Origin of the sequence: Acidicapsa dinghuensis, from assembly GCF_025685685.1 — a bacterium.
In the GTDB taxonomy this organism is placed as follows: Bacteria; Acidobacteriota; Terriglobia; order Terriglobales; family Acidobacteriaceae; genus Acidicapsa; species Acidicapsa dinghuensis.
In genome coordinates this window covers 860,502-883,204 of sequence record NZ_JAGSYH010000001.1, presented here as the reverse complement: position 1 = coordinate 883,204, position 22,703 = coordinate 860,502, and the positions used below count along the sequence as shown (strand labels likewise).

The 22,703-nt window shown below is 56.6% G+C and carries 19 protein-coding genes; 10 read left to right on the top strand and 9 right to left on the bottom strand.

The window, feature by feature from the left end:
- Window positions 1-91: 91 nt before the first annotated feature.
- From OHL22_RS03450 to OHL22_RS03435, 4 genes are all read left to right on the top strand, one after another.
- Window positions 92-3,556, top strand: a complete 3,465-nt coding sequence (locus tag OHL22_RS03450; protein WP_263333253.1) for an FG-GAP-like repeat-containing protein — start codon at window positions 92-94, stop codon at window positions 3,554-3,556.
- Complete coding sequence (locus tag OHL22_RS03445; protein ID WP_263333251.1) at window positions 3,553-4,983, top strand: amidase; 1,431 nt, start codon at window positions 3,553-3,555, stop codon at window positions 4,981-4,983. Before OHL22_RS03450 ends, OHL22_RS03445 begins: the two co-directional genes overlap by 4 nt.
- 184 nt (window positions 4,984-5,167) lie before the next feature.
- Window positions 5,168-6,607, top strand: coding sequence for a ThuA domain-containing protein (locus OHL22_RS03440; protein WP_263333249.1), 1,440 nt, complete (start codon window positions 5,168-5,170; stop codon window positions 6,605-6,607).
- 357 nt (window positions 6,608-6,964) lie between these two features.
- Complete coding sequence (locus OHL22_RS03435; RefSeq protein ID WP_263333248.1) at window positions 6,965-7,936, top strand: AraC family transcriptional regulator; 972 nt, start codon at window positions 6,965-6,967, stop codon at window positions 7,934-7,936.
- 50 nt (window positions 7,937-7,986) lie between these two features.
- On the opposite strand, the gene OHL22_RS03430 is transcribed toward OHL22_RS03435, so the two are convergent.
- Window positions 7,987-8,775, bottom strand: coding sequence for an alpha/beta fold hydrolase (locus tag OHL22_RS03430; RefSeq protein ID WP_263333246.1), 789 nt, complete (start codon window positions 8,773-8,775; stop codon window positions 7,987-7,989).
- Window positions 8,776-9,314: 539 nt separating this feature from the next.
- Between OHL22_RS03430 and OHL22_RS03425 the strand changes: the two genes are divergently transcribed.
- Window positions 9,315-10,709 carry a Gfo/Idh/MocA family protein gene (locus OHL22_RS03425; protein WP_263333243.1) on the top strand — a complete coding sequence of 465 codons (1,395 nt, stop codon included), beginning with the start codon at window positions 9,315-9,317 and terminating at the stop codon, window positions 10,707-10,709.
- A gap of 47 nt (window positions 10,710-10,756) precedes the next feature.
- On the opposite strand, the gene OHL22_RS03420 is transcribed toward OHL22_RS03425, so the two are convergent.
- The 8 genes from OHL22_RS03420 to OHL22_RS03385 form a co-directional block, all read right to left on the bottom strand.
- The gene (locus OHL22_RS03420) at window positions 10,757-11,260 is read right to left on the bottom strand and encodes a hypothetical protein (RefSeq protein WP_263333241.1); all 504 of its coding nucleotides are present in this window, start codon (window positions 11,258-11,260) and stop codon (window positions 10,757-10,759) included.
- A complete protein-coding gene (locus OHL22_RS03415; protein WP_263333239.1) occupies window positions 11,257-11,385 on the bottom strand; it encodes a hypothetical protein in 129 nt (42 codons plus the stop codon). The genes OHL22_RS03420 and OHL22_RS03415 overlap by 4 nt, the downstream gene beginning before the upstream one ends.
- 24 nt (window positions 11,386-11,409) lie before the next feature.
- Window positions 11,410-11,958, bottom strand: coding sequence for a HEPN domain-containing protein (locus OHL22_RS03410; RefSeq protein WP_263333237.1), 549 nt, complete (start codon window positions 11,956-11,958; stop codon window positions 11,410-11,412).
- 209 nt (window positions 11,959-12,167) lie between these two features.
- Window positions 12,168-13,244, bottom strand: coding sequence for a DNA polymerase IV (gene dinB / locus OHL22_RS03405; RefSeq protein WP_263333234.1), 1,077 nt, complete (start codon window positions 13,242-13,244; stop codon window positions 12,168-12,170).
- Window positions 13,245-13,474: 230 nt separating this feature from the next.
- Window positions 13,475-14,407: a DUF2090 domain-containing protein gene (locus OHL22_RS03400; protein ID WP_263333232.1), complete on the bottom strand. Its 933-nt coding sequence runs from the start codon at window positions 14,405-14,407 to the stop codon at window positions 13,475-13,477.
- A gap of 142 nt (window positions 14,408-14,549) precedes the next feature.
- On the bottom strand, window positions 14,550-15,191 hold the full coding sequence (locus OHL22_RS03395; RefSeq protein WP_263333229.1) for a TetR/AcrR family transcriptional regulator: 642 nt from the start codon (window positions 15,189-15,191) through the stop codon (window positions 14,550-14,552).
- A 4-nt stretch (window positions 15,192-15,195) separates the two neighbouring features.
- Entirely contained in the window at window positions 15,196-15,942 is a 747-nt protein-coding gene (locus OHL22_RS03390) for an ABC transporter permease (protein WP_263333227.1), read from the bottom strand.
- Window positions 15,939-16,733 (bottom strand): ABC transporter ATP-binding protein, encoded by a 795-nt coding sequence (locus OHL22_RS03385; protein ID WP_263333225.1) that lies wholly within the window; start codon window positions 16,731-16,733, stop codon window positions 15,939-15,941. Before OHL22_RS03385 ends, OHL22_RS03390 begins: the two co-directional genes overlap by 4 nt.
- A 181-nt stretch (window positions 16,734-16,914) precedes the next feature.
- On the opposite strand from OHL22_RS03385, the gene OHL22_RS03380 reads away from it, so the two are divergent.
- The 5 genes from OHL22_RS03380 to OHL22_RS03360 all read left to right on the top strand — a co-directional run bounded on the left by OHL22_RS03380 (window position 16,915) and on the right by OHL22_RS03360 (window position 22,665).
- Complete coding sequence (locus OHL22_RS03380) at window positions 16,915-17,751, top strand: isocitrate lyase/PEP mutase family protein (protein WP_263333223.1); 837 nt, start codon at window positions 16,915-16,917, stop codon at window positions 17,749-17,751.
- 272 nt (window positions 17,752-18,023) lie between these two features.
- Window positions 18,024-18,992 (top strand): aspartyl protease family protein, encoded by a 969-nt coding sequence (locus OHL22_RS03375; protein WP_263333221.1) that lies wholly within the window; start codon window positions 18,024-18,026, stop codon window positions 18,990-18,992.
- Between the two features lie 105 nt (window positions 18,993-19,097).
- Complete coding sequence (gene pdxR / locus OHL22_RS03370) at window positions 19,098-20,561, top strand: MocR-like pyridoxine biosynthesis transcription factor PdxR (protein WP_263333218.1); 1,464 nt, start codon at window positions 19,098-19,100, stop codon at window positions 20,559-20,561.
- A 149-nt stretch (window positions 20,562-20,710) separates the two neighbouring features.
- On the top strand, window positions 20,711-21,631 hold the full coding sequence (locus tag OHL22_RS03365; RefSeq protein ID WP_263333216.1) for a LysR family transcriptional regulator: 921 nt from the start codon (window positions 20,711-20,713) through the stop codon (window positions 21,629-21,631).
- Window positions 21,632-21,903: 272 nt separating this feature from the next.
- Window positions 21,904-22,665: a tetratricopeptide repeat protein gene (locus tag OHL22_RS03360; RefSeq protein ID WP_263333214.1), complete on the top strand. Its 762-nt coding sequence runs from the start codon at window positions 21,904-21,906 to the stop codon at window positions 22,663-22,665.
- The last annotated feature ends 38 nt before the right edge of the window (window positions 22,666-22,703 follow it).

Below are 22,703 nucleotides of genomic sequence, written 5' to 3'. Positions count from 1 at the left end.
CTTCACTGTCTACCTGGCGGCCGATTGACTTACTTATGCTTGGGCAAGAGGCATAGCGGGTCGCATACACTGTTGGGTGGATTTCCTTGTGATGATTTCTCCGACAGTGTACGAGTTTCGTAGAGTTTTTGTTCGAGTGGCCGGCCTTGTGATGGGCACGGTTTCGCTGTTTTCTGTTTGTGCGTGGGGCGCGCCGCAGCATTTTTCGCCGGAAGCGGTGAAGCTGAATAATCGCGGTGTCGCGCAGATGGGGCAGCAGTTTACGGATCGCGCGGCGACGAGCTTTGCTGAGGCGTTCAAGGCCGATCCGACGATGGCGCAGGCTGAGGTGAATGAGGGCGTTGCGCTCTTTTATCTGCAAAAGCTAGATGAATCGAAAGCCGCGCTGGAAAAGGCGCTGAAGCTTGATCCGCAGAATCCGCGGGGATGGTACAACCTGGGGCTGGTGCAGCATGCGGGGAACGATCTGGATGGGTGTGTTCAGAGCTTTCAGCATGTGATTGCGATCGATGCGCGCGATGCGGATTCGTACTACTTCGAGGGTGTGTGCTACCAGGAGCAGAAGGATTTCGATAAGGCGATCGCTGCGTTTGGCAAGGCGCTGGAGATCAATCCATTGCATGCCTCGGCGGAGTTTGCGACGGCGCGTGCGCTGCAACGCTCGGGACATGTGAAGGATGCCGCGCCGCATTTTGATCGGTTCAAGCATCTGACGACCACGAAGATAGCGAGCGCGCTGAGTCTTTCGTATGGGGAGCAGGGGCATTATTCGACTTCGGAGACGATCGAGGAGCCACAGAGCGTGGCGGCGGCAGAGAAGCCGGGGCATTTTGAAGCGCAGAGTTTGTTGCCGCAGGATGCGGGCACGGGGCTGACGGGTGGGGCATGTCTGCTGGATGTGACTGGATCGGGGGCGATGGATCTGGTGCTGATGAGTAGCGGTGCGAATGCGATTGAGGTGCTGCATCGTGGCGAGGATGGCAAATATTCGGAATTGAGCGCGCAGGGCACCGGGCTAGCGGTGAAGGGTCGCGGCGTGGCGTGTGCTGTTGGAGACTATGACTCCGATGGGCTGAACGATCTTGCGGTTGCGATGGAAGAGGGTGTGGCACTGTTTCGCAACCTTGGTAAGGGCAAGTTCGAGAATGCAACGAGTGCTGCCGGATTGACTGCGAAGAACCATCCGACGGGGATTACGTTTGTCGACTTCGATCATGATGGCGATCTGGATTTGTTTGTGACGGGTTCGGCGTTGAGCGCTGGTGGCGAGTCGAATGTGTTGTGGCGCAACAACGGAAATAAGACGTTTGCGGAGTGGACAGAGCCTACTGGACTGGGCGGCAGCGGGAAGAGCGAAGCGGTGTTGCTGACGGATTTCAATAATGATCGCGCAGTGGATCTGGCGGTCACTGGCGATGGGGCCGCGCCAGTGTTGTATGTAAATCCGCGCGAGGGGAAGTATCCGACGCAGCCGCTGTATGACGAAGCTGGACTGGCGAAGACGACGGGCATTGCGTCGCTGGACTTTAACAAAGATGGATGGATGGATCTTGTTGTTACGCATGATGGCGCGCCGGGATTGTCATTGTGGAGGAATGTGGAGGGTCCGCAGCATGTGGGGCGCAGGTTTGAGCGCGTGAAGCTGCCGGGTGATGATGCGCTCCGCGCGTGGGGTGTGACGCCGATCGACATCGATAACGATGGATGGGTTGATCTGGCGGCGATTGTGGAGACGGCGTCTGGCTATCAGGTGCGCGTGTTGCGCAGTCGTGGCGATGGCACGTTTGACGATGTGACGCATGCGATGGGCGCCGACGCTTTGAAGCTGACGAAGCCGCGTGGGTTGATTGCTGCGGATGTGGATGGCGATGGGCTTGCGGATTTGATTGTGACGCAGGAGGGCGCTGCTCCGGTGGTGCTGTTGAATCGGGGCACGACTAAGAATCACTCGGTGCGGATCGATTTGAAGGGGTTTGCGGATAACAAGACGGCGATTGGTTCCAAGGTGGAAGTTTTTGCGGGGAATCATTGGCAGAAGTTTGAAGTGGATGGCTCGGTCGGTTATGGAACGCAGGGAACGCCGCAGGTGCTGGCGGGGATTGGTGATGCGGATGGAGTGGATCTGGTGCGCATTCTGTGGCCGACGGGTGTGCTGCAGGATGAGATTGATTTGCCGCGCAAGCAGGTGATTGCGATTACGGAAGCGGATCGTCGAGGCAGTTCATGCCCGGTGTTGTTTGTGTGGAATGGCGAGCGCTATGTGATGGTGACGGATGTGATTGGCGCAGGCGTTGTTGGGCACTGGTTTACGCCGACGCGGAGGAATATTCCGAGGCCGGGCGAGTGGATAAAGGTGGATGGAAAACAGACGCGTGCGGTTAAGGGCAAGCTGAGCTTCCGGTTTATTGAGCCGATGGAAGAGGTGAACTACATCGATCAACTGCGCGTGGTGGCGGTGGATCATCCGGAGGGTGTGGAAGTGAATCCGGATGAGCGGTTCCTGGACGATCCGCCATTTGCGAGTGGGCGTGTGGTGGCGAGTGCTGGGACGCGGCTGCCGGTGGGTGCGTGGGATGGCGATGGCCGCGATGTGTTGGATGCGGTATCAAAGCGGGATCACTCGTTTGCGAGCGGATTTACGGCGACGCCGTATGACGGATTTGCGAATCTGCATGCGCTGACGATTGATCTTGGCGAAGTGTCGTCTGCGAAGCCGCTGCGTTTGTTGATGACAGGGTATGTGAACTACTTCAGTGCGAGCTCGCTGTATGGAGCGTGGCAGGCGGGGATCAAGCCGATTTCTCCATATGTGGAGGCGGAGATGCCGGATGGAACGTGGCGGAAGATCAAGGACGATGCTGGTTTTCCTGCGGGGCTGGAGCGTGTGATCACGGTGGATCTGACGGGCAAAGTGCCTGCAGGTGTGCGGCGTATTCGGTTGATGAGCAATCTGGAGATCTATTGGGACCAGGTGCTGATTGACGATCATGCGCCGGGCGAATTCCATACTGCGGAAGTACCGATGAGTGCGGCTACGCTGCATTTTCATGGGTATCCAAAACAGTTGGATGGGAAGTCGCCGGGCGATCTGGACTATGACTACAACCAGGTGAGTTTGACGGGGCCGTTCCAACGGGAGCGTGGAAGCTATACACGGATGGGCAATGTGATGCCGCTGGTGACGGGCGTGGATAACCGGTATGTGATCTTCGGCAGCGGTGAGGAGATTGCTGCTGAGTTCGATACGGGGAAGCTGCCTGCGTTGCCTTCGGGTTGGAAGCGCGATTACTTCTTCTATGCGAACGGATACGTGAAGGATATGGACTGGTGGGATGCTTCGCCGTTTACGGTGGCGCAGTTGCCGTTCCATGGGATGAGCAAGTATCCGTATCCGAAAAGCGAGAGCTTCCCGAACGATGCGAAGTCGGTGGAGTATCAGTTGAACTGGAATGACCGCTATGAGTCGGGTGATCCGGTGCGGTCGTACCGGTTTGATTTCCATGAGGCTTTTGAGACGCCGCAGCAGGATGGTGCTGTTGAGTTGATGAAGCCGTGAGCGCGGTGGTGCTTGAGCCTGCTGTGAAGCAGTTGGCGATGCTTCGCAGTGGGGCGATCTCGATTGCGGAGCTTGCGGAAGAACATATCCGGCAGATCGAGCGGCTGAATCCGGTGCTGAATGCGTTTGTGGATTTTGATGCGGAGCGCGTGCGGACGCGGGCGAAGGAGCTTGAGGGGTGGACCGGTGCGCGCGGGAAGCTACATGGATTGCCGGTTTCGGTGAAGTCTTCGATTGCTACGGCTGGGTATCGGTGCGAGATTGGCAGCGTGCTTTGCAAGGGTGATGTGCCGTGCGAGGATTCCGAGGTGGTACGGCGGCTGCGGCGTGAGGGTGCGCTGATCTTGGGGACGACGAATTGTCCTGAGTTTCTGATGGCGTATGAGACGGCGAATCTGCTGCATGGGCGGACGCTGAATCCGTGGGATCTGGAGCGGACGCCGGGTGGGTCGAGTGGTGGTGAAGCGGCGGCGATAGCGGCGGGGATGTCGGCTGCGGGGCTGGGTAGCGATAGTGGCGGATCGGTGCGGCAGCCAGCGCATTGCACGGGGATTGCTTCGCTGAAGCCTACGCCGGGGCGCGTGCCGGGACATGGGCATCTGCCACCATGTGTGGGGCCGTTTTCTACGCTGGGGGCGATTGGGCCGATGGCGCGGACGATTGCGGATGTAGAGCTGATGTTTCGCACGGTGGGCGGACAGGATACGGCGGAGGCTGGGAGCGCTCCGGTAGCGCTGCGCGAGATAACGCTTGAGGAGTTGCGAGCGCAGCGGATTGCGGTGTTTGAGGATGACGGGGTTGCTCCGGTGACAGCGGAGACGCGGGCTGCGGTGCGGAGTGCGGCGCGGGCGCTGCGTGAGGCTGGACTTATGGTGGAGGCATTTAAGCCGGCGGAGTTGGAGTTGTTGCGGAAGCTTTGGTGGACGCTGTTTGTGCAGTGTGGGGCGATGTTTTATGAGCCTACGATTCGCGGGCGAAGGGGGCAGCTTAGTCCGATCTTTGCTGAGTTTCTGGAGATTACGGAGTCGCGGCCTGCGCTGACAGCGGCGGAGATGCTGGATGCGTGGGCGGAACTGGATGTTCTGAGTTCGCGGGTGTTGCGGGTGATGGAAGAGTGGCCGGTGCTGCTTTGTCCTGTCGCGAGTATTCCCGCGTGGAGGCATGGGGAGCGCGAGTGGATGGTGGAAGGGAAGCCGCTTGCTTACCTGGATGCGGTGCGGCATACGCAGTGGTTTAATGTGCTGGCTGCGCCTGCGGCTGTTGTTCCTGTAGGGCGTTCGGCTGAGGGGCTGCCGATTGGAGTGCAGGTGGCGGGGCGTCCTTACTGCGATGAGATTGTGCTGGGGATTGCGGCGGTGCTGGATCGGGAGTTTGGGTATCGGCCGCCGCCGATTGCGCAGGGACGACGAGGAACCGAGATGTATTAGCGGATAGGTCAGGAGCGCGTTTCTCGTTGCGATCCCAGTGACCGCCGAACGATCCATTTTTAAGGTTTAGCTGTAGGGCGCTGGCCACCTTGTCGAGGTCATCATCCAGGTCGTCAAAATCGTCCAAAGATTTTTGGGGCGACTCGATGATCCCATTCGAGATAGACTCATTCCGATAAATTTTATGAGACATACACGATTCATCGCGACGACTTGTATATCGACTGGTGCTGCTGTGCTGCTCGCATTTGGTATCGCGGGCTTACGAGCTCAGGGGCAGGGCGGCGGCCGAACTGCTGAGGCGTTCTTTGCTGCTCTTGATACCAATAAAGATGGAACGCTGACACGGCCTGAGATGGAATCTGGCTTCAGCTCCTGGTTTACAGATTGGGACAAAACTCACAGCGGAGCCCTTACTCAGTCTCAGATTAGGGACGGAATCAGCACGTTGCTGCCTGCTCCGCCGGCGGTCAAACCTGGGCAGGCCAACACTTTCAATCCTGCCGGCAATTCGACGCCGATTGCCGTTCCACAAGCTGCTGTGGACGCCATGATGGCCGCCTTACCCACGACCCCGGGAGCAAAGCCGATGCACGCGCGCAGAGTGCTGGTGATGGCGCATACGGGCGCGGGAGGGTTCGTGCATGCGTCCATTTCGCTGGCTGCAAAAGCGGTGGAAGCGCTGGGAAACCAGGGCGGATTATGGACGACGACCGTCAGTTACGACGCGGCGGATATCAACACCGATAACCTCAAGAAATACGACGCCATCTTCCTGGACAGCACAACTGCGTGTTTTCTTGACGATCCCGATCCTGCCGTGACGGCTGCGAGACGTGCAGCCTTTCTGAATTTTGTGAGAAGCGGTAAAGGGATCGCCGGAATCCACGCGGCGACAGACGCATACCACACCGATTGCCTGGCAAGTGAGGCGACTGCAAAGAACGGCGGTCCGGGGCTGAATGTTGGGGCGTTGGTTCTGGCTTCCCGGATCGTCACGGCAGCCGACAAGGATAATGACGGAACAGTCAGCCAGCAGGAATGGACAGCCCTTGCCGACGATTGGTTCCAAAAGCTGGATACAGCCAATACCGGGAAGGTCACCGACGCTGATTTTGTGGCGCACTTTAATTCGCTGTTGCCTCCGCTGGACATGCGCCGTCTGGGCCTGGAATCTAAGCCTGTGTTGCAATGGACGGAGTTCAACACGCTGATTGGCGGCTACTTCAAGTTTCACTGGCCTGATCCGCAACTGATTACTGTCAAGATCGATGATCCGAACAGCCCTTTGACGGCTATGTTTCACGGCAAGGAATTCGAGATCCATGACGAGACATATACGTTCGAGCAGGAGTCGTTTTCGCGCAGGAACGTACATGTATTGACGAGTATCGATTACGACAAGATGAGCGCTGAAGATAAGGCCAAGGAAGAGCATCCGCGAACCGATGGCGATTATGCCTTGAGCTATATTCGCCGCGAGGGCAAGGGGCGAGTGTTCTACGAAGGGCATGGCCACAGCTATCGTGTGTATGCCATGACACCGATGCTGGAACATATTCGCGCGGGGATTCAATATGCCCTGGGCGACCTGAAAGCGGACGATAGCCCCTCAGTGAAATAGCTGTCGGCTGAACCCTCCGCTGGGCAAGGCTGAACTACAGCCTGCGCAGATGCATGTCCGGAGCCGTTATTTGCGGAGTTTCTGGGCGGATTTTTCGCGGGTCCTTCCGGTAACACTTTGGAGCATCGCGGCCAAATCACGGCCTGGCGAGACCTGTTTTGTTGTTCGATCGCAATTGCTGGGGAATGAGTGGTGGGTTAGTTTGAGATTTTCGATTTATGGAGCGCCATCACTCTAGTCAACCGCTTTCTATAAGCGGACTTCCCGTTACTGATCGCTCGATGAGTGACTCGGAGATTGATCGCTAATCCAGGAGGCTCTAAATAAACTAGAGGATCGAACCTGGATTTCACATTGATGACTGTATCCTCCAGAACAACGCAAGACTTCGGCATGTCGGCAGCACGAAATGACGTGCTCTCAGAGGTGCTGACCCTGATCCGCCTACGCGGCGAATTGGTATACACCGCATTCCTCGGTGAACCGTGGGGTCTCCAATTCCAGCCAGGACCAGCCCACTTTCACTTCGTCAAGACAGGAACTGCGTGGGTGGTTCCAGCCAGTGGAACGCCGACACGAGTTTCTGAAGGAGATCTGGTCCTATTGCCTTTGGGAAGAGGTCATGCTCTTACAGACGTCTTGGGCTCACCTGTTGAAAAGATTGAAGTCGTCGCTGCGGAACATTTTGACCGCGACAAACTTGTGCTAAGCCACGGGGGTGGTGGCCACGTTACACAAATCATCAGTGGCTTTTTCAGTTTTGAGGGCAGTCCCTTACCAGCCGTGATGTCTGCTCTGCCGCCCACCATCCATATCCCTTGTGGTGATGCCGGTTCTCCCGCCTGGCTTGAAGCAATATCGCGTTTCCTCGTTTCAGAAGCACAGCAAGCCGATCCGGGGTCTTCCCTAATGATCTCTCGTTTGATTGACCTGCTAGTCATACGAACATTACGCAGTTGGGCGGCTGCCGAAGCAAATCGTGTGGGATGGCTCGGCGGCTTGAGTGAAGAGGGTATCGGACGTGTGTTGAATGCGATGCACGCTGATCCCTTCCGCCGTTGGACAGTGCAAGCATTCGCCAAGCTAGCAGGAATGTCACGCTCTATATTTGCCGAACGTTTTACAAAGGCTGTCGGAGAGTCGCCACTTCGATATTTATCTCGATGGCGACTCACTCTGGCAGCCGACCTGCTTCGTAGCAGCAGTTTAAAAGTGACGGAGGTGGCATACAGGAGCGGATATGCTTCGGATGCGGCTTTCAGCCGCGCATTTAAAGCACACTTCGGATATGCCCCGAGCGAAGCAAAAACTCGGCAGGCGGCGCTGTGAGAACGCCGCCTGCTGTGATTCTCTTCTTCTGGGTTTGAGGCAGCGCTGTATTACAGGGCGGCTTGCTCGATGGCGTTGGCCAAACCATTGGGATCGGTAAGGAAGGGCGTGTGTCCTGTCGGAAGGGTGTATTCCTTGCGTACAGGAGTGGTAGCCACCATCTGCGCCTGGAATGCAGGGCTAATCACTTGATCAAGAGCTGTGTGGATATAGACCTTGTCCACTTTGCCAAAGTTCGCGGCAGTGACTTTCACTGGGGTCGCGAGCGGCGCCAAGGGCTCATCGAGAATCAGATCTGGGATTGCCTGCCGGAGTGCCTCGGGAGCGCCGTTCGCAAAAAGATCGGCGCGTGATGAATACTCAATCGAGGCGATTCCTTTTTCCTTCTGGATTTGTAGATGCGGACCGATTTTGGCATCTGCGTCTCTCTGCGACATGGAAACCAGCGAATCTCCGTCTTGCGGCAACAAGGCGGCCAGGTAGACCAGCGTCTTGATTTTCTTCGGAGCTCGTTCAGCTGCGGCAGAGATAACAATGCCGCCGAAGCTATGGCCTACAACAACTGCGGGTCCTTTTATGGTGCCAAGCACCTTGACGACGGTGTCCCGATATAGATCGAGGCTGACCTTGTCAGGAGACATCGGGTTAGTCGGACGTCCGGGTAGATCGACAGCCACGACTTTATAGCCATCCGCTTCCAGTTTGGGGGTCACATGGCCCCAAACCTGCGAATCCTCGAAAGCGCCGTGGACGAGCACAATCGTCGGCTTTTGTGCAGCCTTGGCAATTGGGCTAAAGATGAACATGGATGAGGCAAGAGCGGCGATAAGCATCTTCATTTTGAAAAATCCCTTTTGTTTATGGGCATCATCGCGATGCCTGTGAATTCAAAAGTAGACTTCAAACAGAAAATAGCCCATACCGCAGGCTCCGGATTTCATGATTGGAAATCCGGATCTCCTTTTTCCGACTGGTAGCATTTTTCTGAATTTCTTCCCATGCCCCAAAATCCTTCTCTTGAGAAAAGATGCTTGGCAGTTGATGTGCGCGACCGAAATATCACAACGGTCTATTACGCTGAAGTCGGCTAATTGGCGGCAATCATCCCAGAGATTCACAGCTGACAGTACCAGGGCAACTCACTCAGCGAGGATAGATTCGCGAAAATCCCAAATAGATAACGACAAACGCGTTTCCGGAACACGATTTTAGAGTTGCTGCCCGCAATCCTTCGCAGCGCATTGAAATTTACCCACTATCGGGGAATGAGATTGTTTTTTGACGAGTGGGGAGCGCGCGCTAGAATGGCTACCGCGTCTTCGATGCTTTTTGCATGTCCGCGAAATCGCAACCATACCTACAAGGGGATTGCACAGCTATGACATCGTCCATGCAGGCATCGGCGTCCCGCCGTGACTTCATTAAAACCACGGGCAAATTGGCCGCAGTTTCGGCTTTGGCTAACGTGGCTATTCCCGGCGCCTACGCCGCGGGCAGCGACATGATCCAAGTGGTTCTGATCGGCTGCGGTGGGCGCGGCGGCGGTGCAGCGGCCAATGCGCTTTCCGTGAAGCGTGGCCCTATCAAGCTGGTGGCTATGGCTGACATCTTTCCGGATCGTCTGCAGAAAGACCTGACTCAATTGCAGACGAAGTTTGCCAGCCAGGTGGACGTGCCGCCGGAACGCCAGTTCATCGGCTTCGACGCTTATCAGAAGGCGATGGATTGTTTGAAACCGGGCGATATCGCCATTTTCGCTACGCCGCCCGCGTTTCGCTGGGTGCATTTCACTTACGCGATTCAGAAGGGCCTGAATGTTTTTATGGAGAAGCCGCTTACGGCTGACGGGCCCACCAACAAACGCATGTTCAAACTGGGGCAAGAGGCCCAGGCAAAGAACCTGAAGGTCGGTGTGGGGCTGATGTCGCGTCACAACCGGGCGATGCAGGAACTCGCCCAACGCGTTCACGATGGCGAGATTGGCGAGATCATTCTGCAACGGGGTTACCGGATGCACGGGCCGGGCGGATATTTCAGCTCGCTTCCGAAACCGGCCGGTATCACCGATCTCCTTTACCAGATCCAGCGCTTCCACAGCTTCATCTGGGCCAGCGGCGGTTGCTTCAACGACTTCTATATCCACTTGATCGATCAGTTGGGGTGGATGAAGAATGAGTGGCCTGTGAAGGCGCAGGCGCTGGGTGGGCGGGAGTACAAGACCAGCCCCGAAGGCGTCATGTATGTCGATCAGAATTTCGACACATACTCGGTCGAATACACCTACGCAGACGGTACCAAGTTCTTCTTCGACGGACGCACCATCGCCGGCTGCCAGGAGATCTATACCAGCGCCCTACACGGCACCAAAGGCTCAGCTATAGCCTCAAAGCATGGCGATTGCGGCCAACCCTCAAGCCTCTATGCAAGCCAGGACCTGACCACCAAGATGCTCTGGGAATCCAAGGTCAAGCCGGATGAGCAGGACCCTTATCAAAACGAATGGAATGATTTGATCGACGCTATTCGAGACGATAAGCCCTACAACGAGGTGCAGCGTGGGGTGGAAGCCAGCCTCGTTTCGAGCATGGGCCGCATGGCCGCCCACACCGGCCGGGAAGTGACGTTTGAACAGATGCTCAACTGCGACTTCGAAATGTCGCCGAACACAGACAAGTTCACCATGGATTCTGCAGCGCCACTGGTTGCTGGTGCCAACGGCCGATATCCTGTGCCGCAACCGGGGATCGAGACGTCACGCGAGTATCCGGCCTGATATTGAGGCCGGACTTGTCGTTGTGGGGTTTTCGCTACCGGGGCGTGTTACGTGCTTTGCTTGGTTTCTTCAGCAGATTTTTGCGCTGCGGCCAGAACTGCGGGATACGTATATGGAGACCATTTCAGTACGTATCCGTTGCCAATCTCGGTTGTGAACTTGAACCGGTAGGCATCTGGATGTTCTGATCCAGCAGATTTCTCGTACTCACCCATCTTGTACCGATGCATCACCCATGCGCCGTGCATGTTTTTCATCATGTGATACATGAAATAGATGGAGGCGTGGGCCTTGTCTTCGTTGGCGTCGGGCATGAACTGTACATATCCATAATTTGGCTCTTGCCCCTGGCAGGAGCCTTTGGTTTCGATGCCGGGAATGCTGTTCATCAGCTTGATGAGATCGACTACGCCTTCATCTACCTCAACGGATTCGCCCGATGGCAGTTTCAGCTTTACAGTGGGGTGCCCGAAGGACACGTAGCCATCTCTCTCCGTCTTACCTACTTGGGTCTTGCCCAGCTTGACCCGATCCGAATCTTTGAACGTCATGGTTCTAGGGTAAACGCCGTATTGGGCAGGTAGATGGGAAGGCTCTCTGTGGTGATTTGCTGGGCTTTGGCGAGATCTTTGGGGAGGTCGAGATCAGGTGCGGGAACGGCGTTTATCAGGAGCAATGTTTTTCCTGCTTGGGAGGCGGTTCAATGCGGTTGAATCTCATCCCATTTCTGGTTCGCTATCGTCCAGAGCGCATCACAATTTTCGACCGAAGGAAATGTTTCCGGGTTCGCTCTCGTTAGGCTAGTGTTTCCTGCCCTTTCTCTAATAACGTGTCTTTCAAAAATCTGGTCATGATATGTATCCCAATCGGTTGCTTTGTTGGGAACTGGATAGCGGCCGCTCCACTTAAATATTTCTTCCAAGAGCTCTAACGTCGCTTTTTGGCTCTTCGTAAAGTCGACTCCCGCCTTATCCGCGAGACTGCGTAGCTCGTGATTCGGTGGAGCTGATTCTCCTTGTGCAACGATAATCGCCTTCAACAGTAATTCAAGAGATAGAGCAACGTTTACAAGGAACACTCGGATGCCCCCTTGAATGGAATCCTTATGTTGCGCCAAAATGCTGGCACCATCATGGAAAGAGACGGCAGAGTTGTACCAAGACTCCTCTTTTGAGCGCTGGTTAGCGAATGTGTAGCCCGTGATTTCGCGAATTTCTTTTCGTTCCATGTGACCGTATTTTGGTTTCAATCTTACGCTCAGACAGAAGCGCTTCGGCAAGGATTAGTAACGATAAGTCGCCTTGTCGGAAGCAACTTACATTTGTGATGGCGCTGTCGGTATGTAGTGCCGTTGGAATCGATGGGCAGATTCGACAACGAGTTACACAAGGCGAGCTGATCTCAATGTCTTGCGCCATCTTTCTGAGTAAACGCCGCATTGGGTAGATAGTCTTGACCTCAATCGAAGAGGGCGGGATTGGGGTCTGTGGGGTTGGTGGGATCGGGGTCGCGGAAGTTGCTCAGGCCTACGCCTACGAGGCGGAAGCGCTGACCTGGGTCTGTCTCGACGCGATCGCGGAGTTGCAGGGCTATATCGACGAGTTGCTGTTGCGAGGATGGCGGGATGGGCGGAGTGAGACTGCGGGTGAGGATGCGGAAGTCCGCGGTTTTGAGCTTGAGGACTACGGTGCGGGCGATACGGGTTTCTTTGCGCGAGGCTTCCCAGGTCTTGGCGGCGAGGCGCGCTATGAGGTCGGCGGTTTCGCTGAGAAGGACGTCGCGCTCGAAGGTGTCTTCTGCGGAGATGGATTGCGTGGGGCGGTTGGGGACTACAGGGTTTTCGTCGATGCCACGCGCGAGTTGGTGGAGGCGTGTGCCGTAGCGGCCGAAGCGCTCTTCGAGGTCTTCGATAGTGAGGCCGCGGAGATCGCCTACGGTGCGGATGTTGAGTTTTTCGAGGCGTTCGCCGGTGACTTTGCCTACGCCTGGAAGACGGCCTACTTCGAGTGGCTGAAGGAAGTCTTCGATTTCGGTGGGCTGGATGACGAAGAGGCCGTTGGGTTTTTTCCAGTCGGAAGCGATTTTGGCTAGGAACTTGTTGGGTGCTACGCCGGCAGAGGCGGTGAGCGATAGCTCGTCCCAGATTTGCTTGCGGATAGCGATGGCTACGCGGGTAGCGGTCGGTAGGCCAGTTTTGTTTTCGGTGACGTCGAGGTAGGCTTCGTCGAGCGAGAGTGGTTCGATGAGGTCGGTGTGGAGCTTGAAGATTTCGCGGGTCTGGCGAGAGACGGCGCGGTAGCGCGTGAAGTCGGGTGGAATGAAGATGGCTTCTGGGCAGAGGCGCTCAGCGCGGACGGCTGGCATGGCTGAGCGGACGCCGAAGCGGCGGGCTTCATAGGAAGCGGCGCAGACTACGGAGCGATTGCCGCGCCAGGCAACGACGACGGGCCTGCCGCGCAGGCTTGGGTCGTCGCGCTGCTCTACGGAGGCGTAGAAGGCATCCATGTCGATGTGGACGATTTTGCGCGCGCTCATCAGGAGAATTTTATGTGAGCGCGTTGTGACTGAGCGATGCGGACAGGCAGCATGCTGACAGGACACTCAAACTGCCAGCAAAGATCGAAAACTCGCCTCAGGGGATGAATGGAAGGGCTGAAGCCCATCCCTACCAGCCCTAATGATGGCGTTGGCTTTGTGCCGGGGATAAATCCCCGGCCTACCTTTTCGACTTGTCAGCATCGTTAGCATCCTGACAGGATGCACTCTTATTCGGGATTTGTTTTTGCGCGTGCTTGTTTGAAGAGATCAACGAAGTGCTTGTAGCGTTTGGCGATTTCTTCGGCGGCTTGTTCGCTGGAGGCTTTGTTATCGCGCCAGGCGATGAGTGGGTCCCAGAAGTCGGTGCGGCCTACGGCGAAGCCGATGAAGCCGGGAACGGCGGCGGCGGTTGAGAGCCATTCGCTTACTTTCTCATCGCTTTCGCCACGGCCAAGGATGATGCAGCCGACGGTGTTGCGGCCGTCGCGGCGTGCAGCTTTGACGATGGTTTCGCAGTCTTCTTTGCGGTCGAGGCCTTCGATCTTCCAGATATCGGGCTCTACGCCTGCGTCCTGCAGGGCCTTGATGGCTCCAACCATGAGGGATGGGCGGAGTTCGAGATCGTAGGCTTTTTTGTCGCCGTGGAGTTTTTCGAGCTGCCTCTTTTCCGCGGGGACGAGGAGTTCGAACATGAAGAGGGATTTCTGCTGGGCGGCGAGGTAGTCGGAGAGACGCTTGAGTCGCTCGGACTGGATGCGATTCATTTCCGGATCGCCCTCGGGGTTGTAGCGGACGAGGACTTTGCAGAAGGTTGGATGAATTTTTTCGATGTGCTCGGCGAAGGCGTCGCCGTATTCGAAGTCGAACTCTTCCTGGCCGCTTTTTTCGGAGGGGCAGGCGTAGATATACCCCTGCGCGGCTGCGTCGCGCAGGATGGCGATGCCGAACTGCTCATCGACGAGGATGCCTGCTGTTTCTGTGGCGACGCCTTGTTGGAGAGCAAGTTTGAAGCCGTCGTAGATGACTTGCTTGGATGAGGCGATGCGCGCGGTTTGCTCTTCGTTGAGATCGCCTTTCCAGCCGAACATGCCGGTTTCGAAGGAGCCGCGGTGGTCGAAGGGTTGAATGTAGAGGGGTTTGGTATAGCCTCGTACGGTCACGATTCCTCCTTGGGTTCGAAGACGGAACACTGGGTTGGATTCAGGCGCACACGAACGGTTGCTTTAAAGCACAGTTCAGCGAGACGGTCTGTAGTGTTAGATCGCAGATTCCGCGCGAGGGTTTCATCTGGTTTTGTGTAGATCAGGGGCGAGCAGCGGCGGGAGTGGAACGGGACCTGCGGGGTTTGGGGGACGGGGGAGTGTTTTCGACAGAAAAGGCGCGCCAGAAGGCCGAGGCGATTTCCGGGCCGATATCTTCGGTCTTGGAATAGTTGTTGCGATGAAAGATGTGCATGTACAGAGTGGGGCCGAGAAGAAGCGCCATGGAGTGTTCGAGATTGAGATTGGCGGAGAAGATTCCGCGCTGGATGCCCTTGCGGAGGATCTTGCGCAGCGATTCGCGCGGCCGCTCCATGACGCGATGACGCCAGGCTTCGCCAAATTCGGGATGGAGAGCGGAGTACGCGATGAGCGAAGGCATGATGCGATCGCGCGTTGAGTCGAACTGGTCGGGTGGCCGGCGGCTGAGGATGAAGGCGACGTCATTGCAAAGGTCGCCGGTGTCAACCTCGGTGCATTCGCGATCGAGACCGTTGAGGTAGAGCATGACCTCGATGAGCAGTGCTTCTTTGTTGACCCAGTGGTTATAGATGGTGGCCTTGCTCACGCCGGAGGCCTGGGAGATGGAATCCATACTGGTGGCTTCGATGCCGCGTTCGGCGAAGAGCTCCATCGCGGCTCGAAGCACTTTTTCGTGAGCGTCCTGACTTCGTGGTCTGGCCATGTGCCTATATCTCTATCTTAGAGAATCGCCATGCTCCGATGACAAGAAGAATGGAGCCGACGATGGCGAGAACGATGACGTCTATTGCAGCACCGAAGTGGGTGAGGTTGAGCAGCACGGCACGCATGCCGTCTACTCCGTAGGAGAGCGGGTCGAGCGAGGTGACGAGGCTGAGGATTTTGCCGAGGCCGTCGAGTGGAAAGAGGGCTCCGGAGAGGAAGTAGATGGGCAGGACGAGGAAGTTCATGATGAGCTGAAAGCCCTGCATGTCCTGAAGGCTTGAGCCGATGGCAACGCCGAGCGCCGCGAAGACGATGGCGATGAGCACCATGAAGACAATCGCGAGCGGAGCCAATGCGAGATTGACCGGGCGGAAGCCAGCGAGAAAGCAGATGACGGCGACGAGCAGACCCTGGAGGATGGCCACTGTTGCGCCGCCGAGGGTTCGGCCAATCATGATTTGCAGACGTGAGACGGGAGCGACCAGCGTCTCTTTGAGGAAGCCGAACTGGCGGTCCCAGAGAAGGCCGAGGCCGGAGAAGACGGAGGAGAAGAGAATGGTCATACCGATGACGCCGGGCGCTACGAATTGCAGATAGCTGCCGTTGCCGGCGCGCTTGAAGACAGGGCCGAGGCCAAAGCCGAGCACAAGCAGATAGAGCATGGGCTGACCGAGCGACGCGACCAACTGCACACGGGAACGCGTGTAGCGCTTCAATTCACGAAGCCAAAGGATGTAGATGGCACTCATCGCCGTCCTCCACTCCACATGCGGGCAAACTGACGCATCTGGTCTGCCGAACCTGCGGATTCGTCGCGGATCGTCGATCCGGTTAAGGCGAGGAATGCCTCTTCGAGACTTTCCGTGCCGGTTTGTTCCTTGATGGCTTTGGGGGTACCAACGGTGACGAGCTTGCCATGATCGATAATGCCGACGCGGTGAGCGACACGGTCGGCCTCATCCATGTAATGGGTGGTGAGGAAGACGGTGACGCGCTCGGATTCATTGACTTTTTTGACATGCGACCAGAGCTGGTTGCGGCTTTGCGGGTCGAGGCCGAGCGTTGGCTCGTCGAGGAAGAGAATGCGCGGGGTGTGAAGGAAGCCACGGGCGATTTCGAGGCGACGCTTCATGCCGCCGGAGAACTTCTTTACCTGATCGTTGCGCCGCTCCCACAGCTCGAAGATTTTGAGCAGTTCTTCTGCGCGTTTGTGACGGATTTTTCCGGGAACGTGATAGAGGACACCATGGATTTCCATGTTTTCCCACGCGCTCAGTTCACCGTCGAGGCTGGGATCCTGGAAGACAATGCCGAAGCGCTTGCGCGCTTCATTCTGATGGGTTTCTGGATTGAGGCCGTCTAGCTCGATGGCGCCACTGTTGGGCCTGAGCAGAGTGGTGAGCATCTTGATGGTGGTGGTTTTGCCTGCACCGTTGGGACCGAGGAAGGCAAAGATTTCACCGGCTGCGACGTCGAAAGAGACGTCATTGACGGCGGTGAAGTTGCCGAAGGATTTAACCAGGTTCTGCACGCGGATCATTAGCGGTCTCCTGATTTAAACAATACTGAACGGTTCAGTTTAGTTTGTCAATTCTGCTTGGGATGGGGCGATTCGTGCGGATACGACCAAGTCTGGTCCGTAATGCGGAAGCGTTCCAGATGCGGGAGCAGCATCTCGACTATCCTGTGCTGTTGCACTTATCTTGCACGGGGGTGGGAGCATGGACGCATCCATATCGGTGACTCAGGCCGAGAAGGCACACAAGTTTCGCGATCTGCATTATCGCGATGAGGCGTTTCTACTGCCGAATCCCTGGGATGTGGGATCGGCGATGCTGCTGGCGCACATGGGGTTTGAGGCTTTGGCAACGACGAGCGCAGGGCATGCCTTTACGCTTGGACTGGCAGACAACACGGTGCCGCGTGAGCTGGTGATGGAGCATGTTGCCGCGCTCTCAACAGCAACTCCGTTGCCGGTTAGCTGCGATCTTGGGAATGGATTTGGTGACGAGCCTGAAATTGCCGGCGAGGCGATCAGGCTGGTGGCGAGCGCGGGCGCTGTCGGAGGATCGATTGAGGACGCAACCGGACGCGTGGATGACCCGATTTATCCCATTGAGTTGGCGGTGGAGCGTGTGCGGGCCGCGGCGGAGGCTGCGCGCTCGCTGGATTTTCCGTTCATGCTGACGGCGCGGGCTGAGAACTATTTGAACGGCAGGCCTGATCTCGGAGATACGATCAGGCGGTTGCAGGCTTTTCAGGAGGCAGGGGCAGATGTGCTTTATGCGCCGGGAATCGTATCGGAAGAGGATATTCGCGCGGTGGTGTCGTCGGTGGATCGGCCAGTGAATGTGCTGATTGGGCTGCCGGGGCTGAAGCTTAATCGGGGACGGCTTTCGGAGCTGGGAGTGAAGCGGTTGAGCACTGGAAGCGCGCTTGCTCGCACTTCGATAGGCGCTTTGCTGCGCGCGGCACGGGAGCTACGGGACGACGGCACATTCGGATTTATGGCGGAGGCTTCCTCGTCATCGAACATTGCAACGCTGCTGAAAAGTTGACATTGCTGGTCCATCTGGCGCAGCATTTGGGTCTGGTTATGCAGACCGCTGGTCGAGTGGTTATGGCTGATTGAGCCCCGCAAGGCGCTCAATGGTTATGTACCGTTGCGGACGGCGGCGGTGCGAGCGGAGCGTCGGAAGCCCTAACTGCGCATGAAGAGATCGTGGTTGCCTTTTGAGGCGCAATTGCGCTGGTAACCAGTCTGATTGGTCTCCTGGCAGAGCCGAACATGTAGCAGGGAGGGCGCGTTCCGCAGGTGGGATGGTGCGCGATGCCGACTCACGCGGTCTGGAAGCAAATGCTGAACTGCTTGTGGTGGAGCGTTACTGCGATGTTGTGCGGTGTGCCTGTTTTCGCCACGCAGAATGTCTTGCATGTCACCTCATTTGAACTCACTCACGACAAGCCTTTTGTTCAGGTGATGGTCAACGGTAAAGGACCTTACCGTTTCATTGTCGATACCGGGACGGCGGGAGAGGCGTTTGTTTCAAGTGCGCTGGCGGATGATTTGCATCTGCCAGTCGTTGGAGCGGTGCATCTCACAGATCCCAGTCATCAGGGCGGGCAGCACGTGTCGGTGGTTGCGATTGAGACGCTCAATGTGGCGGGTGTCGAGTTTAAGGGAGTCCGGGCTGTCAGACATGCGCTGAGTCAGGCGGATGGAAGCTGTGACGGACTGCTGGGATTTGGATTGTTTCGCCAGTATCTGTTGACGCTGGATTATCCGCACCGGCAGCTTTCGCTCTCAGAGGGAGCTATCGCACAGGATGCCGGCGGTTCCGTTTTACCGTTCCAGACACCGTACGGAATTCCGATCATTTCGCTGAAGATAAGCGATCTCGAGATGCAGGCGCAGATCGACTCGGGAGGAACGGGGCTGAGCATACCGGATGCGTTTGCGTCGAGACTGAAGTTTGGCATGGATCCGACTCTGTTTGGATTTGCCGAGTCGTTATCAACACGATTTGTGCTCAGGTCCGCGCAGCTTGCAGGGGATGTGCATCTGGGAGACTATGTGTTTTCGCGACCGTTTGTGGAGATTGAATCGGCGTTTCCGCTGGCCAATCTAGGATCGAGCGCGATGCAGGGGTTTGTGCTCACGTTTGATCAGAAGCATGGGCTGGTGCAGTTTGTGTCGAGCGAACAGACGCATCATCTGGGAGCTACGCCAACGGCGGTGACGCTTGAACATGCGCCGAAAGAAGAACTGCCTGCTCTGGCGCTGGTTCCGGTGGGTTAAAAAGAGGAGGTTTGCAAAGGGATTTGAGTGGCTATTCTGGCTAGCTTAGTTTGGCGGGGGAGCTCTGACCACTATAATGGCGGTGTGAATCGAATAGCGTCTGGATTGCTCCCAGTATTTTCGATCGATCGCAACGCAAAGGTACCGCTGCACCGGCAAATCTATGACGGATTCCGGTCTGCGATTCTGCGCCGGGATCTAAGGCCGGGGCAGCAGATACCGTCGAGCAGGGAACTCGCGGCGGAGATGCATGTGTCGCGGTTTCCGGTATTGAATGCGTATGCGCAACTGCTGGCGGAAGGATATTTCGAGAGCCGTGTCGGATCGGGAACATTTGTATCGACGTCGCTACCAGAGCAGAAGATGTCGGTATCGCTGCCGCCGAAGGAGCCTACACGCGAGCCGTCGGGGCCGCGCAGCGTCTCGCGTCGGTCGTTGCAGTATCCAGATTTTGAGTACCATGCAGCGATTCGTGGATGGGGCGCGTTTGGAGTGCACCAGCCTGCGATCGAGGAGTTTCCGTTTACGATCTGGTCTTCGTTGGTGGCGCGGCATACGAAGAACCCGCAACTGAATGCAATCCATCACATCGATCCCATGGGTACGGAGCGCTTTCGCAAGGCGATTGCGGAGTATCTGCGCAGCGCGCGAGGCGTGAAGTGCGAGGCGGACCAGGTGATGATTGTTTCCGGTTCGCAGCAGGCGCTGGATATTACAGCTCGTGTGCTTTTCGATCCGGGAGATCCGGTATGGATTGAGGAACCTGGCTATCGGCTGGAACGCAATGTGCTGCTGGCGGCGGGCTGCAAGTTGATACCGGTTCCGGTGGATCGCGAGGGATTGGATGTGAATGCGGGGATGGCTAAGAATCGCAAGGCGCGAGCCGCGTTTGTAACGCCATCGCATCAGTATCCACTGGGATCGACGATGAGCGCCTCGCGGCGGTTGCAGTTGCTGAACTGGGCGCAGCAGGCGGGGGCCTGGATCATTGAAGACGACTATGACAGCGAATACCGGTATGAGAGCCTGCCGATTGCGTCGCTGCATGGGCTGGATGTGAATTCGCGGGTGATTTATATCGGGACATTCAGCAAAGTGCTGTTTGCCTCGCTGCGGCTGGGCTACATTGTGATTCCGGAGGATTTGGTGCAGCGCTTTGTTGCTGTGCGTCATCTGATGGATATTTTTCCGCCGTATCTGTATCAGGAAGTGCTGACCGACGTCATTACCGAGGGGCACTTCGCGCGGCATTTGCGCAAGATGCGCCAGTTGTACGGGGAAAAGCGCACGATTCTGGCTGACAGCGTGCGCGAGGAATTTGGCGGGGCGGTTGAGATTCACGGCGTCGAGGCGGGGATGCACCTGGCGGTGACTTTTCCCGGTGGAGTTGCGGATGTGGAGATTGCTCAACGCGCGGCGAAGGAGCGATTGTGGCTGTGGCCGCTTTCTCCGTCATACATGGGAGACCATCCGAAGCAGGGATTCGTGCTCGGATTCGGCAGCACGCCGCGAGATCATATCCGGCGAACGGTGAGGCAGTTGAAAGCGCTCATCGAAACCTATAAATGAAGCCTATAAGTAAAGAGCGATAGAGCGCGCAGCGCGGGGAGTCGGCGGGCGTGAGCGCCGATTCCATTCTTTTGGCGGCGATCTGGTTTATGATTGGCTACACATAACTTGAAAGCAGCCTCATAGATAGAGCAGATCCGACGACCCACATGGATTTTGAACAGCTTAGAACGTTTCAGCTGGTGAGTCGCCTGAAGAGTTTTTCGCGCGCGGCCAGCCAGTTGGGCATAACGCAACCAGCGATTTCGGCGCAGATTCGATCACTTGAGACTGAGGTGGGAGCGCGTCTCTTCGATCGTGAGGGCGGCAAAGTCAGCATGACTGCTGCGGGACGGCTATTTGAGCCGTTTGCAGAGCATTGCCTGCAGTGCCAGAGCCATATCTTCGCTGGTATCAGCGAGCTGTATCGTTCGCCGCGCGGCGTGCTTTCGGTGAGTACAAGCGAGGCGGCGAGTTTGTATGTGCTGCCGCAGGTGTTTGCTGAGTTCAAGAAGCTATACAGCCGAGTGCAACTTAGCATTGTGCGAGCGGAACGCACGCGCACGCTGGAGTCGATCGTTAACCGTGAAGTGGATTTCGGAATTGTGTCATTGCCAGTGCGGGATAATCGGCTGATGGTGCATGCCATTCACCGAGATGAAGTGGTGCTGGTGGCTCCGGCTTCGCATCCACTGGCGCTGACGAGTTCGGTCGAACTCGATCAAATCATGCAATTTCCCCTGCTGATGACGCGGCAGGGAAGCCAGAGGCAGAAGATCGACCAGTTTTTTCAGAGCAAAGATGCGAGACCGCGTATCGCGATGGAACTGGAGTCGAGTGAGTTGCTGAAGCGGTTGATCGCGGCCGGAATCGGCGTTGGATTTCTGCCGCAGGCCAATGTGGCCCACGATGTGGCTGCTGGAGAGCTGAAGACGGTTCGAGTCAGTGGAATGCATGTATATCGTGAGCTTGGGCTGATATGCCTCAAAGACAAGCGTTTGACGCGTGCGGAACACGCTTTTCTGGAAGTAGCCACGCGTGGGACCGCAGGACCGGAAACCGGCACAAAGCCAAAGCCGCATAGTGCATAATGTTGCGAAATTGGTGCTGGAAGTGGAGAGCCGGTGTACTTTTCGGGGCATAACAGCTTGACGATGGAATCCAGAACTGTCAAAATTTCCGGCAAAGATTGGTGGTCATTTCAATTTGACTGCCGATGCGCTGCCTGACTGACCGCTTTATCGAAATGAAACAAGAGGCAACAGGCCCAGGCGGTGCGGGGTGACGTAATATGACTCACCTGCAATCGGGATTTGGAAAGCACAACTGGCGGCACCTTGTACGCACGATGTTTCCAGCCCTCATGCTGATAATTCCCCTCTCCACGCAGATCGACGCTCAGGGGGCCTCGGAAGTTCAGGTTTCCGTGGCGGTCAAGCCGGCCAGCTCGGTTACTGCATCACCGACACCTGTTCCAAAGCTTTCGCATCAGGAGATGGCGGATCTACTGATGGTTCGGCGGGAGTATCAGGCAGCGCTTGCGGAGTATCTGCAGGTTGAGCCCCGGACGGCAAAGACCTGGAACCAGATTGGCATTGCACAACAACAACTGCTACTGGAGCAGGATGCGCGCAAGAGCTATGAGCGGGCAATCAAGCTCGATCCGCACAACGCGGATGCGCTGAATAACCTGGGGTCAATCTATTACTCGCTGAAAGACTATCGTCACGCAGAGCACATGTATCGAAAGGCGCTCAAGCTTCGACCGGACTCCGCGCTGATTTACAAAAATCTCGGGACGGATATGCTGGCCAAGCACGATTTCAGCAAGGGATGGGTGTGCTATCAGCAAGCACTTTCACTCGATCCCGAGGTATTTGAGCGGATGCACGTGTTACGGGTTGGCGATCCTACGCCTGCCATGCAACGTGGGGCTATGAACTTCTATCTCGCAAAAAGTTATGCCAAGGTTGGCATGAACGATCGGGCGGTGGAATATCTGCGGATGGCGATTGATGAAGGGTTTGCCGACCGCAGGAAGATACTGTCGGATAAGGAGTTTGCCACGCTGCATAACTTTGAGGGCTTCCGGGAGCTGTTGAGCGAACAGAAGATGAGGCAATAGCGCGACGGAAGATTCATGCATGTTTCATGCATGATGTG

Excerpts from the sequence above, each read along its gene's own strand:
- OHL22_RS03375 (WP_263333221.1), top strand. The coding sequence starts at position 18,024 with ATGCCGACTCACGCGGTCTGGAAGCAAATGCTGAACTGCTTGTGGTGG.
- OHL22_RS03380 (WP_263333223.1), top strand. The coding sequence starts at position 16,915 with ATGGACGCATCCATATCGGTGACTCAGGCCGAGAAGGCACACAAGTTT.
- OHL22_RS03430 (WP_263333246.1), bottom strand. The coding sequence starts at position 8,775 with ATGAAGATGCTTATCGCCGCTCTTGCCTCATCCATGTTCATCTTTAGC.
- OHL22_RS03425 (WP_263333243.1), top strand. The coding sequence starts at position 9,315 with ATGACATCGTCCATGCAGGCATCGGCGTCCCGCCGTGACTTCATTAAA.
- OHL22_RS03440 (WP_263333249.1), top strand. The coding sequence starts at position 5,168 with ATGAGACATACACGATTCATCGCGACGACTTGTATATCGACTGGTGCT.
- OHL22_RS03390 (WP_263333227.1), bottom strand. The coding sequence starts at position 15,942 with ATGAGTGCCATCTACATCCTTTGGCTTCGTGAATTGAAGCGCTACACG.
- OHL22_RS03420 (WP_263333241.1), bottom strand. The coding sequence starts at position 11,260 with ATGACGTTCAAAGATTCGGATCGGGTCAAGCTGGGCAAGACCCAAGTA.
- OHL22_RS03385 (WP_263333225.1), bottom strand. The coding sequence starts at position 16,733 with ATGATCCGCGTGCAGAACCTGGTTAAATCCTTCGGCAACTTCACCGCC.
- OHL22_RS03395 (WP_263333229.1), bottom strand. The coding sequence starts at position 15,191 with ATGGCCAGACCACGAAGTCAGGACGCTCACGAAAAAGTGCTTCGAGCC.
- OHL22_RS03360 (WP_263333214.1), top strand. The coding sequence starts at position 21,904 with ATGCTGATAATTCCCCTCTCCACGCAGATCGACGCTCAGGGGGCCTCG.
- OHL22_RS03365 (WP_263333216.1), top strand. The coding sequence starts at position 20,711 with ATGGATTTTGAACAGCTTAGAACGTTTCAGCTGGTGAGTCGCCTGAAG.
- OHL22_RS03450 (WP_263333253.1), top strand. The coding sequence starts at position 92 with ATGATTTCTCCGACAGTGTACGAGTTTCGTAGAGTTTTTGTTCGAGTG.
- OHL22_RS03435 (WP_263333248.1), top strand. The coding sequence starts at position 6,965 with ATGACTGTATCCTCCAGAACAACGCAAGACTTCGGCATGTCGGCAGCA.
- dinB (WP_263333234.1), bottom strand. The coding sequence starts at position 13,244 with ATGAGCGCGCGCAAAATCGTCCACATCGACATGGATGCCTTCTACGCC.